The organism is Acinetobacter sp. YH12040, from assembly GCF_013420005.1.
GTDB classification, from domain to species: Bacteria; Pseudomonadota; Gammaproteobacteria; order Pseudomonadales; family Moraxellaceae; genus Acinetobacter; species Acinetobacter amyesii.
In genome coordinates, this window is record NZ_VOZB01000010.1 from 109,209 (window position 1) to 125,281 (window position 16,073).

Sequence of the window (16,073 nt, forward strand, 5' to 3'; positions counted from 1 at the left end):
AGTACGATTCCAATAGGAATCGTACTTGCACTATTTATTTAATTAATTAGTCAAACATAAAAAATGCAAAAAACACTTATATCTCAAGTGCCAATTTCACTATTGATTGTTTGTCTCACATTTCAGGAGTAGTAATGGGCAAAAGCTTTTCCGAATTAGAAAATAATTCCGGCAAACGCCTGATCGGAATTGGGGCAGTCATTCTTCTGCATCTCATTGTACTCTACGGATTAATTACTGGCCTGTCCAAAAAAGGTGAGAAAACTGTAGAAGAACCTGTTGAATTAATCATTATTCAAGATAAAAAACCTGAGCCAGAAAAACCGAAACCAATTGAAAAACCACCTGAATTACCAAAACTCGTTAAGGAAGTGCTCAAAACACCCGACCCTCAACCTGAACAAAAGGTTGTTGAAAAAGCTGCACCAACACAAACAGTGAAAGCCGTTTCAACACCTACGCCTACAGCCTCTCCATCTCCTAGCCCTGTTGCAGCACCTGCACCAGTCGCTGCGGCAGCACCCGCTCCTGCCCCTGCTCCAAAACCAGCTGGGGAAACACGTGGTGCATCTGAGGGAAGCGTTGGATGTAAAGAACCAGATTACCCTCGTGAAGCTGCAATGGCAGAAGAAGTAGGAACTGTCCGCATCTCTGTATTGGTTGGGCCTGACGGCAGTGCGAAACAAGTGAAGGTCAAAAAATCGAGTGGTACTAAATCTCTAGATAAGGCTGCTAGCAAAGCATTCAGCCTATGTACATTTAAGCCTGCACTCAAAAATGGTGAGCCAGTTGAAGATTGGTTTGATATTGAATACGAATTTAAACTTGATTAATGAATCTACAAAAATTTGGAGAATATAAATGAATAAAATGATGAAATCTGCGCGTATTTTTGCATCTGCTACAGTTTTAGCAACAAGTACATTACTCCCACTGCAAGCAGCATTTGCTGAAGAATCTACAAATACTGCAACAACACAAGTAGAAACTACGACTACAACAAATACACCTGCACCGCCACCAATGCCTACAGCAACCAAAGAAGTCTATAACCCGTATGGCTTAGAAGCACTATGGCGTGAAGGTGACATCGTTGCTAAATCGACACTCTTTATCTTGGTCCTGATGTCGATTGGAACTTGGTACATCATGGTCACTAAATTTATTCAACAAGCTAAAATTAAGCGTCAAGGCAAAGAAGCCGAAGCTAAATTTTGGGATGCTGCTTCAATTGATAGCGCAGCAGAAACCTTAGACGAATCGAGTGCATACCGCTTTATTGCAGAAAAAGGCATTAATTCAACTAAAAAACATGGCGGTAATCTGCTGGAACGTATCGACTTCAACACATGGGTGACTATTTCAATCCAGCGTGCTATCGATAAAATTCAAAGCCATTTAAGTGGTGGATTGGCTTTTCTCGCAACTGTCGGTTCGACTGCACCATTTGTGGGTTTGTTCGGTACAGTTTGGGGTATTTACCATGCTTTAACGGCAATTGGTATTTCAGGCCAAGCATCTATTGATAAAGTTGCAGGCCCGGTCGGTGAAGCCCTAATTATGACGGCAATTGGTTTGGCTGTAGCAGTACCTGCAGTTCTTGGCTATAACTGGTTAACGCGTCGTAATAAAGCAGTTCTAGATAATGTTCGTACCTTTGGTTCAGATCTACACACCGTACTTTTAAGCGGTGAGATCAAAAACAATAATAACGACACAAAATAAGAGAGGCATCAGCCATGGGAATGATGGTCAATTCAGATGGTGACGAAGATGATGTAATTTCAGCCATTAATACAACACCTTTGGTTGATATTATGTTGGTGCTGCTTATTATTTTCTTAATTACAGTACCTGTTGCAATCCATACAGTTCCGGTGAAGTTGCCTGAGGAAAAGAACACGCCTTATGAAACTAAACCGATCAATATTCAGATTGCTGTCAATAAAAATGGCGATATCTTCTGGAATGAAAAATACATTGCAGATAAAGATACGCTGATCAGTCGACTACAAGCGGAAGCTAAAAAGCGTCCGCAACCTGAAGTTCATATCCGTGGCGATCAGGTGACAAAATATGAAGCGATTGATGAAGTCATTAGTGCAACACAAGCAGCAGGAATTGGCAAAATTGCTTTTGTCACGACTCCTGTTGCCGCACCATAATCGGATGAGGGACAAGGTATGGGAATGAATGTCGGTTCCGATAAAGACGATGATGTTATGTTGGACGTCAACATGACGCCATTGATCGATGTGATGTTGGTTTTGCTCATTATGTTTATTATCACAATTCCAATTCCAAATAACTCGATCAATATTGATTTACCAAACGGTACGCCACCGCCAACCAATGAAAAGCCGCCTGAGCCGGTCACCTTACGCATTGATGCGCAGGGTAAATTATTTTGGAATGGTCAACCCGTTGCCAATAAGCAAGCTTTAGAAACACTTTTTGCTGGTGTTGCACAACAAGCAGATCAAGATACGATCAAAGTGCAACCTGACAAAATGACAGAATATAAAGATGTCGCTATGGTGATGGCAGCAGCACAACGTTTGAATGTCAAAAAAATTGGGGTCTCAGCAAATCAATAATTGCTCCCCAACAATAAAGCCAACTGATCACCTCAGTTGGCTTTTTTAATTCTTCACAGAAATCTATACAGTTAGTGACTCAGAAAGAAACTCTTATTATTTATTAAGTATTTTTCTGCTTCCAAAATTCATATAGCTCATGATCACAGTTTGGCTTTAACTGACTAAAACTCAACCCTTGCTGTTCATGAGGTTCATGTCTTAATTTTTCGGCAATCTCTGCTGTAGATAAGCCATAGGCTTCTGCATCAGCATTTGAATAGGCATATACAATTTTTTCAACTCCAACCATTCGCAGAGCTGCCAAACACATTGGACACGGTTGTCCGCTCGCATAAACGACACAGTCCTTCAAAGACGTCGTATTTAAATTTTGTGCGGCTTGTCTTAATGCATTTAACTCGGCATGAGATGTCGGATCGCCCGAGATTAATATTTGATTCACCCCTGTACTCACCACAACGCCATGCTTAACGATCACAGCACCAAATGGCCGACCACCTTGCTCAATATTTTCTTTCGCAAGTTGAATCGCAAGTTCTATAAACGCATGATCCGTCATAAATACGCCCAATCATTGTTAATATAAAGAGTTAGCCCATTATGCCAATACAGGAACATCAATCCATAACGCCTCTGGAAAGTGTTTGGCTAAATATGCTTTTAAATATTCAGCAGTATCTTTAGAAATCAATGCATCTTGCGATTCATGATTTAAATTATAAGCCAGTGCATAAAGTGCCAAGCCACGACTTTTTAGTGCTTCCAAACTTAAAATCGTATGGTTAATGCTGCCCAAACGACCTGATGTCACCAAAATAACGGGATATTTTTTCTCTACAACATAGTCGATGGTTAAAAGATCCGTGGTTAATGGCACCATCAACCCACCCGCACCTTCGAGTAAAACGTTGTCATATTTTTCAGTTAAACGTTTTGTCGCGTATTCGATTTTAGCAAAATCAATGTCACGTCCATCGATTTTGGTGGCGAGATGTGGCGATGCAGGATAACTAAATATTTCAGGCATCGTGAGTTTGGTTTCATCTTCGACCAACAACCCTGTACCCATAATTTGACGATGTTGTTCTATATCCTCAGAAATATCGACATTGCCTGTTTGGATCAACTTTTGCGTGATCGTTCGCGCCCCTTGCTCATTCCATATTTTAGCCAAATAGCCTGTGGTATATGTTTTACCGATGCCTGTATCGATCCCACTAATGAAATAAACTTGCCCTGTCATGGCATTCTCCGTGCAATACAAAAAATCGGATGATAGGTCAGTGTATAACGCATCTGCCCAGTTTCATCACGCAAAGAAAACTGTTGATATGCTGAATAAAAATCAAAGAGCGATTGTTTCGTCCAACGAAAATGTGAGGCTGTCGCAGTCACACCTGTCGCTTTTAAATGCTGCAAAACCTGCTTTGGATGATCAAAATATAATGCCGCTGTCTGCTCTGAAAGATGCAGAATTTCAAAACCATTTTGACTTAATATAGCTTGAAGCATGTCGATATCGAGGTAGTCCAAACCCTGCCCAGTCAAAGCTTTTATTTCCTGTAAATTCTGCTGTCCAAAGGTCGAAAAACAAAAATATGCCTCTGGATTTAAACTTTGAAAGGCTTTTTCGACAATGCCCGCAAAGTTCCCTACCCATTGCAAAGCTGAACTCGATGCGATCAAGTCGATATGCTGTGGAAATTCAAGTTGTTCGATATCTCCAAGTCTGTACTGAATCTGCGGACTTGACTGAAAATGCTGTTGAATTTCTGCATATAGATCATTTAAAACCAAACGATTGATTTGCATATTTTCCAGCATTAAATGGCTTAAATACCCCGAGCCACATCCAATTTCAAAAAGCGTTTCCACAGGATGATTTTGCAACTTTGGACAATACTGCTGCATCAACTCAAATAAATGTTGAGCAATCTCTTTTTGTGCTACGGCATGTTCAGCATAGCTGTGCCCTGCCTGAGCAAAGCGTAACGCCACTTGGGATTTATCAATCTCAAAATTATTCACAAGTCACTCACAACAATTGAGTCAACTGATCCAAATCAGTTTGTGTAATCTGAGCAGTGAGTGAAATGCGTAAGCGCGAACTATGCTGCGGCACAGTGGGTGGACGTACAGGCATGATATAAAAACCTGCCGCTTGCAAAGCTTGAGCCTTGGCAACAGTTTTATTCGATTCGCCAATAATGACGGGCACAATATGTGACGTAGATGGACAATCAAAACCTTTGTCTTGCACCGCTTGTTGCAAATTCTGGCTGATTTGCTGTAAATGGTGACGCTCTGCTTTTAAATTTAAAACATTCTTGAAAATAAAATCTGTCCACGCCATACAGATTGGAGGCTGTGCAGTACTAAAAATCAACGGTCGCATCGAGTTAATCAAATAGTCACGAATAATCGAATGACAGATGAGATACCCCCCTATTGAAGCCAGTGCTTTACCAAATGTCCCAACTAAAAGATCAATATCATCAATAACTTGATATTGCTCAGCACAGCCTAAACCACGCTCACCGCGTACACCGATTGCATGCGCCTCATCGACATACAACATCACTTTAGGAAATTGTTTTTTGATCCGTACCAATTCAGCCAAATCGGTTTCATCACCATCCATACTAAAAATCGATTCAGTCACCACAATGATCCGCTCAAAAGCCTCATCTTCATGATATTTGCATAAAAGCTGAGAAAGATGCGCCAAATCATTATGGCGATAACGTACATATTTCGCAGTCGATAATCGGATGCCATCAATCAAACTGGCATGAATTAACTTATCCGCCAATATCAAGGTTTTACTGTCTGCCAGTGCAGGTAAAATCCCGATATTCATGTGATAGCCGCTGTTAAATAACAGTGCAGATCGACCATGAAAGGCATCACTTAATGTTGATTCAAGTTGTTCATATTCAGGAAAGTTTCCCGTCAGTAACCGCGAAGAGGATGAACTCATCCAACGCTGTGCGTTCGGGGTTTCATCAAAAAACTGTTCACGTAGATGTAGGTTTGAAGCCAGACCTAAATAGTCATTTGACGCTAAATTCAACATAGTGTGATCGTGAATACTGATGCAATGATCATGCTGAAGATTAGAAGTGAACTGACGTAAGTTGCCTTGCTGTTTCAGTTGATCAAGTTGATCTGAAAAATGGCTAAGCAGATTCATACCGACTGCCCCATGTTTTTCACCACCTCAACCATTTGTTCTAGCAAAATTTTTAATTCATACTCAGAAATAATATAGGGTGGCATCACATAAACCAGTTTCCCAAATGGACGAATCCAAATACCACGACGAACAAACTCCTGTTGTAGCGTTTTCATATCGACATTAAAGGTCAATTCCACCACACCAATAGCACCAAGTATTCGCACATCTTTGACATGTTCAAGCGATGAAAGTGCTAGTAAATGAAACTTTAATTGAGCTTCGATACGTTGAATATTCGCTTGCCAATCTCGAGACAGCAGCAGTTCGGTACTTTTTACAGCCACAGCGCAAGCCAAAGGATTTGCCATAAAGGTTGGGCCATGCATAAACACGCCGGCTTCGCCTTGGCTAATCGTATTCGCGACTTTCTGCGTAGTCAGGGTTGCAGACAAGGTCATATAACCGCCTGTCAGTCCTTTACCAATACACATAATATCTGGCTCAACTGCGGCCCATTCCCAAGCAAAGAGTTTTCCTGTACGCCCGAAACCTGTCGCGATCTCATCGAAGATCAGCAAGATATTGTATTTTTCGCAGAGTAATTTAGCTTGACGCAAATATTCAGGATGGTAGAAACGCATACCTCCTGCGCCTTGTACAATCGGCTCAAGAATCAATCCCGCAATATTTTCATGCTGTTCAATCAGAGTCTTTTCTAGTTCAGCAATATCCGCTGAATTCCACGCTTGGTCAAAGCCAATTTGCGGCGCAGGAACAAAAATTCGATTGGGTAAACTGGAACCAAATATTTGATGCATGCCCGTCACAGGGTCACAAACCGACATCGCATTCCAAGTGTCGCCATGATAGCCAGAACGCGGTGTGACAAAATTGGTTTTATTCGGTTGATGCAAAGACGCCCAATACTGCACTGCCATTTTCAAGGCTACTTCGACAGCAACCGAACCTGAATCGGCAAAGAAAATTTTATCTAAACTGGACGGGGTGATTTTTAACAGTAATTTAGCCAGTTGAATCGCGGGATCATGCGTCAATCCACCGAACATGATATGAGACATCTGTTGCAGTTGATCGGTCACTGCCTGATTTAACTCGGGATGGTTATAACCATGAATCGCACACCACCATGAAGACATACCATCAATCAATTGACGACCATCTTCAAGCTCAATCATTACCCCTTGCGCACGTTTCACTTTAAACGTTGGAAGGGGCTGAGTCATCGATGTATAGGGATGCCAAATATGCTGCTGATCAAATTGTAGATCGGTTAAATTGGCCATCCCTCACTCCATGTATCAGGCTTAAACATCAATGTGGCAAGATGTTAAACCCACGGCAAGGAAAAATAAATTGCCATAAAGCCCAGCTATTCAGAGATTTGTTCTATTTTCTTTAAATATTGGCAGATTTTGCAACTTATGACTTCAGATTGAAACAATGGAAAGCCATGTGAGCCAGAAACCAATTCACTCTCCAAAAACTTTACAGCTAAATTACGCAGTAAGCGTTCAACTTTGTAACTAACTAAAAAATCTTGCTTAGCAAACAAATGGTATTGATGACCAGTGTAATTTTTCAAGATACTGACATTATTAAGCTTCTCCAAACAGTTCAATCCTGCTCGAAGCACATCTAAATTTTGCGCTTGAATCAAACTTTGCAAGGTGATGAAATCTTGCTTGCTGCTATCAGTGCCCTGACAAACCATATAACCAAACTTTTTTAGGGTCGAAATTGCATCCTGCTCGAAAGATTGTTTGAAGCTTTGAAAACTGGTTTGATCCATCGCAGCAGGCCACTGTTCATGAGCCACAAAACTTGGATTTGAGCCAAGTGTGATCAGCACTTTTTGTTGTTGATATTTTTTTTGAATTTCATCTACCAAAATCGTCGCCAATTGACCACCAAGTGACCAGCCAATAATCACATCAAATTGCTTCGCCAATTCAACTTTCTGTTCGAGCACTGCTAGATTTAAGGCATCAAAAATATTCCATAATTCGACCTGATAACCTTGGGTGATCAATGCCTGCTGTAAAGGAGCAAGTAATTTACTACCGCCGCCCCATCCAGTAATAAGTAAAATCTGTTGTTTCAATGCAAACTCAAAAATTAAACGATTCCAAATAGTATAAAAGTTCAGAGCACGTTTGATAGTGGCATTTCAGCACATCAACCGGTTTGCCAAAAGACATTCGAAATCGACTTTGATAAATATAAAATCAGCTAGCCTACAGCGCTTTAAAATTTGCTAAGATCAGATAAAGAACAATATAAACTGATGCTCTATGAAAGTTTCTTCATTGCTAAAAATCTGTTTCATGACATGTGCTTTAATAGCAACTACCCAAATCACAGTTGCTGAAACATCAATACTCAGCACCAGTCAAAACAAACAAAAACAATGGGTAGGCACACCCGCACCCAACTTTAAATTGCAAGATCAAAATGAAAAATGGCACGAACTGAAGCAATATCAAGGGAAATGGCTCGTTCTGTACTTTTATCCCAAAGACAACTCACCCGGTTGTACAGAAGAAGCCAATCAATTTAAAACCCTATATCCACAATTTTTAAAAAGTAATGCGGTTGTTTTGGGTGCAAGCTTAGATGATGTTGCATCACATCAAAAGTTCTCTAAAGCACTCGGACTTCCCTTTCCAATTCTTGCCGACCTCCAACATAAGCTGGCGACACAGTTAGGTATTGTACGAAACTTAGGGATTTTGAAAGTTGCCAAACGTGAAACCTTTCTGATTGATCCGAAAGGCATTATTGTTTATCACTACACCAGTGTGAATACACAGACACATGCGGCGCAAGTCTTGGCAGATATTAAAAAACTACAACAATAGTTTTCATGGCCCAATAAAAAACCCAGCTTCTGCTGAGTTTTTTGGATATTTTTTAAATTACATTTGAGACTGAATATAGTTTGGAAGACCAATAAGTTCGATCAAACGCATTTGCTTTTCAAGCCAGTAAGTATGATCTTCTTCAGTATCTGACATTTGCTGACGGAGCATATCACGGGTCACATAGTCACCCTTTTCTTCACACAATTTTACGCCTTGTGCAAGTTTCTCACGAACATGATATTCAAGCGCCAAATCCGCTTTTAAACAAGTCACAACGTCTGTACCGACTTCAATATCATCACGATTCATATTCGGCGTTCCTTCAAGGAACAATACGCGACGAATCAATGCATCTGCATGTGAGCCTTCTTCTTGGCTTTCATGATCGATACGTTCAAAGATTTTACTTAAGCCCCAATCTTCATACATACGGGAATGAATTAAGTATTGATCACGAGCAGCCAGTTCGCCACCGATCAGCATATTTAAGTAGTCTACGACTTCTGGATTGCCACGCATTTTCTTCACTCCATACCCTTTTCAAATATTATGGACAAGTTTCAAAATGAATGCAAAATATAATTTTTGTAAGCTTATGATTTTTATATAATTTAAATGATAAACATACGCATTTGCAGTTCAATTCCGCGCATTTTTCACATATAAAAGAAGCCCTTGCAGAATATTCAATGCATTTAGAACACGTAATAATCAAAAATCGCTGTATGCTGTTTTTTGTAACAATTAACAATGCGTCTTGTTTAGCAAAAATATCTCCAGATTGATTCAACACACTGTGCTTATCGCTATGGGAAACTTTATATTGATACCCTATGCATTGCAGTCAAGAGCAAGGTGAACATTTCCAAATAAGACAGGCTTAAGCTGAAGTCCAACGTGCATTCTTCCATGCTTGCTGCTGCTTTGAATCTAAAAAAGTCCAAGCGACAAAACGGCTTTCTTTTTGTCCCTGTGTCATTTTAATCGTTTTTACATCCACTGCACCGCTCTTCGCTATGGCTTTTAAGAGCACAGGCAATGTTGTTTTCTTGGAAACCAGCGTACTAAACCAAAGACATTGTTCAGCAAACTGGATGCTCTCTTGTACCATTTGGCAGACAAATCGCTCTTCGCCGCCATCACACCAGAGTTCGTTCTTTTGACCGCCAAAGTTTAATACCACCTTGCTCCGATCAACTGGCTTGCCCAGTTTTCTTAATTTTTGCGTTGCTGTCGCGTTGGCTTCATCTTGCGAGGCATGAAATGGTGGATTACACATGGTCAAATCAAAACGATCTGAAGGTTTAATCACCCCTTTGAAAATATTATTCGCTGCCTTCTGCAATCGAATCCGAATGCCTTTACGCAGATTCGGATTTGCCTCCACAATAAATTGAGCACTTTTAACCGATGCAGCATGTATGTCTGAGCCTACAAATTTCCAGCCATAGCTGCGATGACCAATAATCGGATAAATACAGTTCGCACCAACCCCAATATCTAAGACTTGAACGGTGTGTCCTGTTGGAATCTGCCCTTTGTTGTTGGCACTTAACAAGTCAGCCAAATAGTGAATATAATCAGCCCTGCCCGGAATAGGCGGGCAAAGAAAATCTTTGGGAATATCCCAATATTGAATGCCATAAAAATGCTTAAGCAATGCTTTATTGAGCATTTTCACAGCGTGTGGATCAGAAAAATCTACCGATAAATCATTATATTTATTTGGGCTGACAAAAGGTGCAAGTTCCGGACAACTCTTAATGAGTTGAGGAAAATCGTAACGACTGCGATGCAGATTTCGTGCATGTAATTCCGATTTTTGCTGCGGAAAAGATTTCTTTACTTGCGCCATGTGTATGCCAATATTTAACGGGAGAACAGAATCATCTGATAAGGCAGGATCTATACCTACAAATTAGTCAATATTGTACGTGAATTTAAGGCGTCAATGACGCCCCAATCCTGTTATTTGTCTATCTTCAGAATGAATAACGACTAGGATATTTATGCTTATTTTAGCTAGACATTTTTGTTTGCTATATCATTAAACAAAACCTTGGAACATTGATTAAATAATAGTCGCGGAACATGAAGAATCAAAAAAAATTCCACTCGGTGATGTCTGGGTTTTTCGCACCAGCATAAAGCAACGATTTATATCAAATAAAAATAGGATTTCGTATAGCGTGTATTATGTTAATTTTAAGATGCAGAGGGTTTAGGGCGTAATTGTTTAACCCACTCATTCGGAACACCATTAAAATGATCTCTTAAACGATCTTCTACATGTTCAGGATCCCATACAGCAGCACGTTCCAAATCTTTTACTTCTTCATATGTTGCTGGAATATCGATACCTTCAGTTCCATCTTCATAATAAATAGAAATTGAATGATCAAACATATCTTGCTTAAAGAAGTAAACCTTCTGTTTTAAATCGTCATTTAATTCTACATTCCCAATAATATGCCATTTCTCGGATTTAAATGCGTAATTCATGACAGGTACTTTAAACAAAATCGAATGTGATGTTATGAAATTAACATTCAATTCTAAATTTTTCGTCTGTAAATTGTAGAACCCTGCCAATGGAGATTTTAAAACTATGCCATAGCCATAGCTTAGATTCCCCAAATTAATTGCAATCACATCACCTTCTTTAATTCTCTTACGTTTTGTTCTTTGTTCCATAATTTGTGATCTACTTACCAAAATCTCAAATACATTCCTGCAAATAATAAGGTTCTGTCACATTAAGAAACTAGCTTAATTTACTATTGAGCTTTACAGAAGCTAATAGAAATAAACTATTTAACATAATGGCTGTTATACGAAATGAAGAAGCCTAGACCGAAGATCTAGGCTTTAAATTTAAAAAATATATAAAAATTAAGTCTATAGTATCAATTTTTTCAACTTCGCATCACGTGTATTATGCTAATTTTAGAGAAAATCAAGAATCAGTTGGAATAATCAATGACATTAAAAGCGTTATATAGAACTTTATTATGGAGAATATTCTTACTCAGAAAGTAGAAAAAATTAATTGAATATATTGATAACAATGAAAATACTCCTGCTGAATTACTTGAACTATATCCTAATTATGAACCACTATTACTCAGTGTAATACAGATAAAAGATTCTGAATTTTCATCCAATTGTTTAGAAGCCGAAATATTGGCAGCTAAATTCTTTTTAGATGTTTTAGCTGACTATAAAAATGGTAATTTAAACCCTCTTAAGCTATGTAAAATTTTTAGTAATTTAGAAAAAGGGTTCCTTGATGCACCAAGAGGACTTGAAAATAACATAGCTTACTATCCCGAATGGATAGGTGACCTCTATGACGCTTGTGACTGGTGCGATGAAACATGGACAATCGAAAATTCACCTCATTTAATAGATGCTATACAGCATCAGATTAATGTCATTCATGGGTGGCTTTTGAAGCCTATTTAACATCATAGAGGTTATACGAAATAAAAAACCAAGACCTAAGATCTAGGCTTTAAATTAAAGCGCACAAGTTAGATATGACTCTTTGTCCATTTTTCTGTGAGATTTTGCATCCATACTCATAAGAATATACATCTATCCAACATTCATCCCATATTTACGTTTTTAAGATCAATAAAAAAGTACTTTTACAGCATTCTCTGCTGAATTTAGTGCGCATTAAACCCAATCATCAACATATATTTTTTCAAATCAATCAAAGACAAAACTAAATATTCTCAATATGATAAAAAAATGCGTCTATTAAAGTTGAAGAATATGAATAGCAAGACAACAAAACAGATACTCGTCACAGGCGCGACAGGCTATATTGCCAGTTGGGTCATTAAGAACCTACTTGAATTAGGCCATACAGTGCATGCCACTGTTCGCGATCTGAATAAAACATCAGGTTTTGCACACCTCGAAAAAATTGCAGCTGATACAACTGGCACTTTAAAACTGTTTCAAGCAAATTTATTGGATGAAGGTGCATTTGATTCAGCCATGCAAGGTTGTGACATTGTGATCCACATGGCATCTCCATTTGTCGTCACCAATTATAAAGACGCAATAAAAGATATTATTGAACCGGCTATTTTAGGCACTGAAAATGTGCTCAACAGTGTCAATAAAACTGAGTCAGTAAAACGTGTTGTCGTGACTTCAAGTATCGCATCAACCTATGGTGATGCCATTGATATTCTACAGACCGAGCATAATGAATTTGATGAATCGCATTGGAATACCTCCAGTTCAGAAACTCATCAGCCTTATCCATATTCAAAAGTAATGGCTGAGCGCAAAGCGTGGGAAATGCAAAAAGCACAAAACCGTTGGGATCTAGTCTGTGTTAATCCTGCACTGGTCATGGGGCCATCTTTAACAGCATCAACACAGTCAGGAAGCGTTGAAGTGCTACAACAGTTTGCCAATGGTATGACTTTGGCCGGTGTTCCACCAATGTGGAATGGTATCGTCGATGTTCGCGATGTTGCCGATGCGCACGTACAAGCAGCTCTCAATCCCTCAGCGAGCGGACGTTATATAATTAGTGGTGGTACATTAAGCCTATTAGACATGGGCAAATTATTGCGCGCACATTTTGGGAATAAATTTCCATTTCCGCGCAATACCTTACCGAAGTTTGCCTTTAAGGCATTTGGCCCTCTTGCAGGCTTCCCTCGTAAATTTGTTGAACTGAATATGGGTTACCCGATTTACTTTAATGCTGAAAAAAGTAAAAAAGAATTGGGCATTGAGTACCGAGATATTCAACAAAGTGTGGTTGAGCATTTCCAACAACTCCTCGATGACGGTGTGGTGAAGCAATATATTCCGTGAATCACTCATCAACAAAAAAGCCACCTTAAATAGGTGGCTTTTTATATTAAAAAAAATTAAACTAACTTAGAAATCAAAAGTCACGCCGACTTTATAGGTACGTGGACCACCCACTAAGGCATAACCTGAGTTGAATGTACCTTCCCAATATTTCTCATCAGTCACGTTAGCAATATTGGCTAAGAATGTAGTATTTACACCACCCAAATTGGTTTTATAACGCGCACCTAAATCTAAGATTGTATAGTCTGGTAGTTTAAGACTATTAGTTTCATTTAAATATTGTTCACTCACATAATTTGCACGCGCATTCACATTTAAACCATCTACATAAGGTACCGCATAATCTAAGCCAAGCGTTGCGGTAAAGTCAGGAATACCATATACCGTATTGCCTTGATTAGTTACACCATTTTTCACCGCTGCTTTGGTATATTCAGCATCGATATAAGCCAAACTACCCATCAGATTTAGACCTGTATAAATCTCTCCTGAAAATGCCCATTCCACGCCATGTGAACGTGTTTCTGCATCATCTGTGGTAATTTGATTGATTGTACTATTGGGTTGACCATCAGAATATGAAGATACCATGGTCGATGGTTTTTCAATTTGATAAAGGGCAAATGTATTCAACCAAGAACCTACTTGATATTTTGCACCCAATTCATATTGTTTGGTTTGGAATGGCGCAAAGGTGACATTATTGTTGGCATCTGCAACGTTATTCACCGTTACCCCTTCAGAAAGTCCCTCTACATAGTTTGCATAAATAGAAAGATTCTCACCAAAAGGTTTAACCACGACACCTAAGCTTGGCGAAATTTTATCATCTTGATAGCCAGTCTTTCTTTGTAAATTCTTGGTATCGATATCCTGATAGCGTGCACCAACAATCAGCTGCAATTTATCATTTAACATCGAAATCTGATCAGACACCGTATAGCTGACATATTTATTGTCTAAGTTTGGTTGAACCACAGGATAAGCTGAAGGCATACCGATAGTGGTGTTAGGATCATATAAATTGGTTGACTCAATATTCTCTTGCGTCGCTTTCACATGCTGATCTGTTTCTTTGGTCAAGTAGTCAGCTCTTACATTTAAGGCATGTTTTACAGCACCTGTATTAAACTTATATTGGAAACCTGTATTGGCTGATGTAATCGACTCAGATGACCCTGTACGATAGTACTGTGAAGTAGCATGACCATCAGCTTGCCCTACGATAAGACGCGTACCAAAAATGTGTCCGCTATAGGCCTTTTCAATATGCCCTACACCTGCATACACATTTAAATCAGGTGTAAATGCATATTCACCACTTAATCCTACAAACTCACTATCTGTATGACCTTCTAAATTACTAAAATAATTGGTATCGCCTTTAGGCGCATCAAGTACGCCATTATAGATATGACCATGTGCGTCTTTCACGCCGAACGCGACCATCGCAGGTGATCCACCATTACGATCATCACGTACCGCATAGGCATCAAAATTAAGTTTTAACTTATCCGTTGTATAGTCTGCAGCAATTGCACCTGATGCATGTTTATCTTCCATGCCTTCAATAATGTGCTCACCTTGACCATAAGCACCATTCACACTTAGACCAAATTCTTTTTCAGCACCAAAACGTCGCGAAACGTCAAAACCTGATTGGTAAAAACCACCTTCTTCCATTGAAGCTGAAACTTGAGTTTTTTCTTTATCTGCACGCTTAGTTTTAGCGATGACCACACCACCGACCCCACCAGCAGGCGACATACCTGCAACCAAGGCATTCGGGCCTTTTAAAACCGTTACCGAATCTAGAAATTCAGTCGGTACGCGTCCATAAGGCGCCATACCGTACATACCATTCAATGCAATATCATCGTGATTGATGTCAAAGCCACGAATATTAAAGTTTTCGTTTATATGACCTTGGTTGGTGGTAATACGGATACTCGCATCATTTTTTAATACTTCACCAACAGTCGTAGCCTGCTGTTCTTCAATTAACTTTTCACTATATGCAGCAACGCTAAATGGCGTATCAACAATTTTTTTATTTCCCAAAGCACCAAGTTCTGTCTGCGCTTTCAACTTACCATTTGCAAGTTGCTTTTCTGCAGGTACCTCAATTTCAATTGTTTCAAGCACGGTTCGCTCTGCTGCATTTACTACTGCAGATGTGCCCACCCCTAAGATCGCGATTGAAATCGCACGGACTAAATGAGTTTTTGGAAAATTGATCATTATTGAACGCTTAATTTGTTTGAATAAGAATCATTATTATATTTAGAATAATTCTTAACTGCATCATGAATCCCGATGATAATATTTTTTTAATGAAAAATATAAATATTCATTTTTTATAAATTGTAGATAAGACAAATGTAAATAATTGTTTATTATTAATTTTATAAAAAATAAAAACACAAACTGTGCATGTTAAACTAAAGCTCTCAGGTAAACAAATGATTAATTAATATACAAATAATTTGAATTTTTACATGCTTTATAACCTTTGAATAGATGTATCCATTTACATCCTACGATTATTCAAAAGTTAATAAGGCA

17 protein-coding genes are annotated in these 16,073 nt (G+C 39.0%); 7 read left to right on the forward strand and 10 right to left on the reverse strand.

The window, feature by feature from the left end; genetic code table 11:
- Window positions 1-134: 134 nt before the first annotated feature.
- The 4 genes from FTT99_RS12305 to FTT99_RS12320 are packed head-to-tail and all read left to right on the forward strand — an operon-like array spanning window position 135 to window position 2,597.
- Window positions 135-833, forward strand: a complete 699-nt coding sequence (locus FTT99_RS12305; protein ID WP_180055273.1) for an energy transducer TonB — start codon at window positions 135-137, stop codon at window positions 831-833.
- A gap of 37 nt (window positions 834-870) precedes the next feature.
- Entirely contained in the window at window positions 871-1,725 is an 855-nt protein-coding gene (locus FTT99_RS12310) for a MotA/TolQ/ExbB proton channel family protein (RefSeq protein WP_373684559.1), read from the forward strand.
- A gap of 14 nt (window positions 1,726-1,739) precedes the next feature.
- Entirely contained in the window at window positions 1,740-2,165 is a 426-nt protein-coding gene (locus FTT99_RS12315; RefSeq protein ID WP_078190074.1) for a biopolymer transporter ExbD, read from the forward strand.
- A gap of 18 nt (window positions 2,166-2,183) precedes the next feature.
- Window positions 2,184-2,597 carry a biopolymer transporter ExbD gene (locus FTT99_RS12320; protein WP_078190075.1) on the forward strand — a complete coding sequence of 138 codons (414 nt, stop codon included), beginning with the start codon at window positions 2,184-2,186 and terminating at the stop codon, window positions 2,595-2,597.
- A gap of 103 nt (window positions 2,598-2,700) precedes the next feature.
- Here FTT99_RS12320 and FTT99_RS12325 read toward each other — a convergent pair whose 3' ends face one another.
- The 6 genes from FTT99_RS12325 to FTT99_RS12350 all read right to left on the reverse strand — a co-directional run bounded on the left by FTT99_RS12325 (window position 2,701) and on the right by FTT99_RS12350 (window position 7,900).
- The gene (locus FTT99_RS12325) at window positions 2,701-3,159 is read right to left on the reverse strand and encodes a nucleoside deaminase (protein ID WP_180129905.1); all 459 of its coding nucleotides are present in this window, start codon (window positions 3,157-3,159) and stop codon (window positions 2,701-2,703) included.
- 39 nt (window positions 3,160-3,198) lie between these two features.
- Window positions 3,199-3,843 (reverse strand): dethiobiotin synthase, encoded by a 645-nt coding sequence (bioD, locus tag FTT99_RS12330; RefSeq protein WP_180077434.1) that lies wholly within the window; start codon window positions 3,841-3,843, stop codon window positions 3,199-3,201.
- Window positions 3,840-4,628, reverse strand: coding sequence for a malonyl-ACP O-methyltransferase BioC (gene bioC / locus FTT99_RS12335; RefSeq protein WP_180129908.1), 789 nt, complete (start codon window positions 4,626-4,628; stop codon window positions 3,840-3,842). The genes bioD and bioC overlap by 4 nt, the downstream gene beginning before the upstream one ends.
- Window positions 4,629-4,635: 7 nt before the next feature.
- Complete coding sequence (locus FTT99_RS12340; protein ID WP_180129910.1) at window positions 4,636-5,793, reverse strand: 8-amino-7-oxononanoate synthase; 1,158 nt, start codon at window positions 5,791-5,793, stop codon at window positions 4,636-4,638.
- Window positions 5,790-7,082, reverse strand: a complete 1,293-nt coding sequence (gene bioA / locus FTT99_RS12345; protein WP_180129912.1) for an adenosylmethionine--8-amino-7-oxononanoate transaminase — start codon at window positions 7,080-7,082, stop codon at window positions 5,790-5,792. The genes FTT99_RS12340 and bioA overlap by 4 nt, the downstream gene beginning before the upstream one ends.
- A gap of 86 nt (window positions 7,083-7,168) precedes the next feature.
- Window positions 7,169-7,900 (reverse strand): YqiA/YcfP family alpha/beta fold hydrolase, encoded by a 732-nt coding sequence (locus FTT99_RS12350; RefSeq protein ID WP_180129915.1) that lies wholly within the window; start codon window positions 7,898-7,900, stop codon window positions 7,169-7,171.
- Between the two features lie 223 nt (window positions 7,901-8,123).
- On the opposite strand from FTT99_RS12350, the gene FTT99_RS12355 reads away from it, so the two are divergent.
- Window positions 8,124-8,657 carry a peroxiredoxin gene (locus tag FTT99_RS12355; protein WP_373684557.1) on the forward strand — a complete coding sequence of 178 codons (534 nt, stop codon included), beginning with the start codon at window positions 8,124-8,126 and terminating at the stop codon, window positions 8,655-8,657.
- 57 nt (window positions 8,658-8,714) lie between these two features.
- Here the strand turns inward: FTT99_RS12355 and bfr are convergent, their stop codons facing one another.
- From bfr to FTT99_RS12370, 3 genes are all read right to left on the reverse strand, one after another.
- A complete protein-coding gene (gene bfr, locus FTT99_RS12360; RefSeq protein WP_067762676.1) occupies window positions 8,715-9,179 on the reverse strand; it encodes a bacterioferritin in 465 nt (154 codons plus the stop codon).
- A gap of 361 nt (window positions 9,180-9,540) precedes the next feature.
- On the reverse strand, window positions 9,541-10,515 hold the full coding sequence (rlmF, locus tag FTT99_RS12365) for a 23S rRNA (adenine(1618)-N(6))-methyltransferase RlmF (protein ID WP_180129918.1): 975 nt from the start codon (window positions 10,513-10,515) through the stop codon (window positions 9,541-9,543).
- Between the two features lie 350 nt (window positions 10,516-10,865).
- Window positions 10,866-11,354, reverse strand: a complete 489-nt coding sequence (locus FTT99_RS12370; RefSeq protein ID WP_078194246.1) for an immunity 26/phosphotriesterase HocA family protein — start codon at window positions 11,352-11,354, stop codon at window positions 10,866-10,868.
- A gap of 489 nt (window positions 11,355-11,843) precedes the next feature.
- On the opposite strand from FTT99_RS12370, the gene FTT99_RS16520 reads away from it, so the two are divergent.
- Complete coding sequence (locus FTT99_RS16520; RefSeq protein ID WP_257230545.1) at window positions 11,844-12,125, forward strand: hypothetical protein; 282 nt, start codon at window positions 11,844-11,846, stop codon at window positions 12,123-12,125.
- A 315-nt stretch (window positions 12,126-12,440) separates the two neighbouring features.
- On the forward strand, window positions 12,441-13,505 hold the full coding sequence (locus tag FTT99_RS12380) for an aldehyde reductase (protein WP_257229262.1): 1,065 nt from the start codon (window positions 12,441-12,443) through the stop codon (window positions 13,503-13,505).
- Window positions 13,506-13,571: 66 nt separating this feature from the next.
- Here FTT99_RS12380 and FTT99_RS12385 read toward each other — a convergent pair whose 3' ends face one another.
- On the reverse strand, window positions 13,572-15,749 hold the full coding sequence (locus FTT99_RS12385; protein WP_180129924.1) for a TonB-dependent siderophore receptor: 2,178 nt from the start codon (window positions 15,747-15,749) through the stop codon (window positions 13,572-13,574).
- Window positions 15,750-16,073 lie beyond the last annotated feature (324 nt).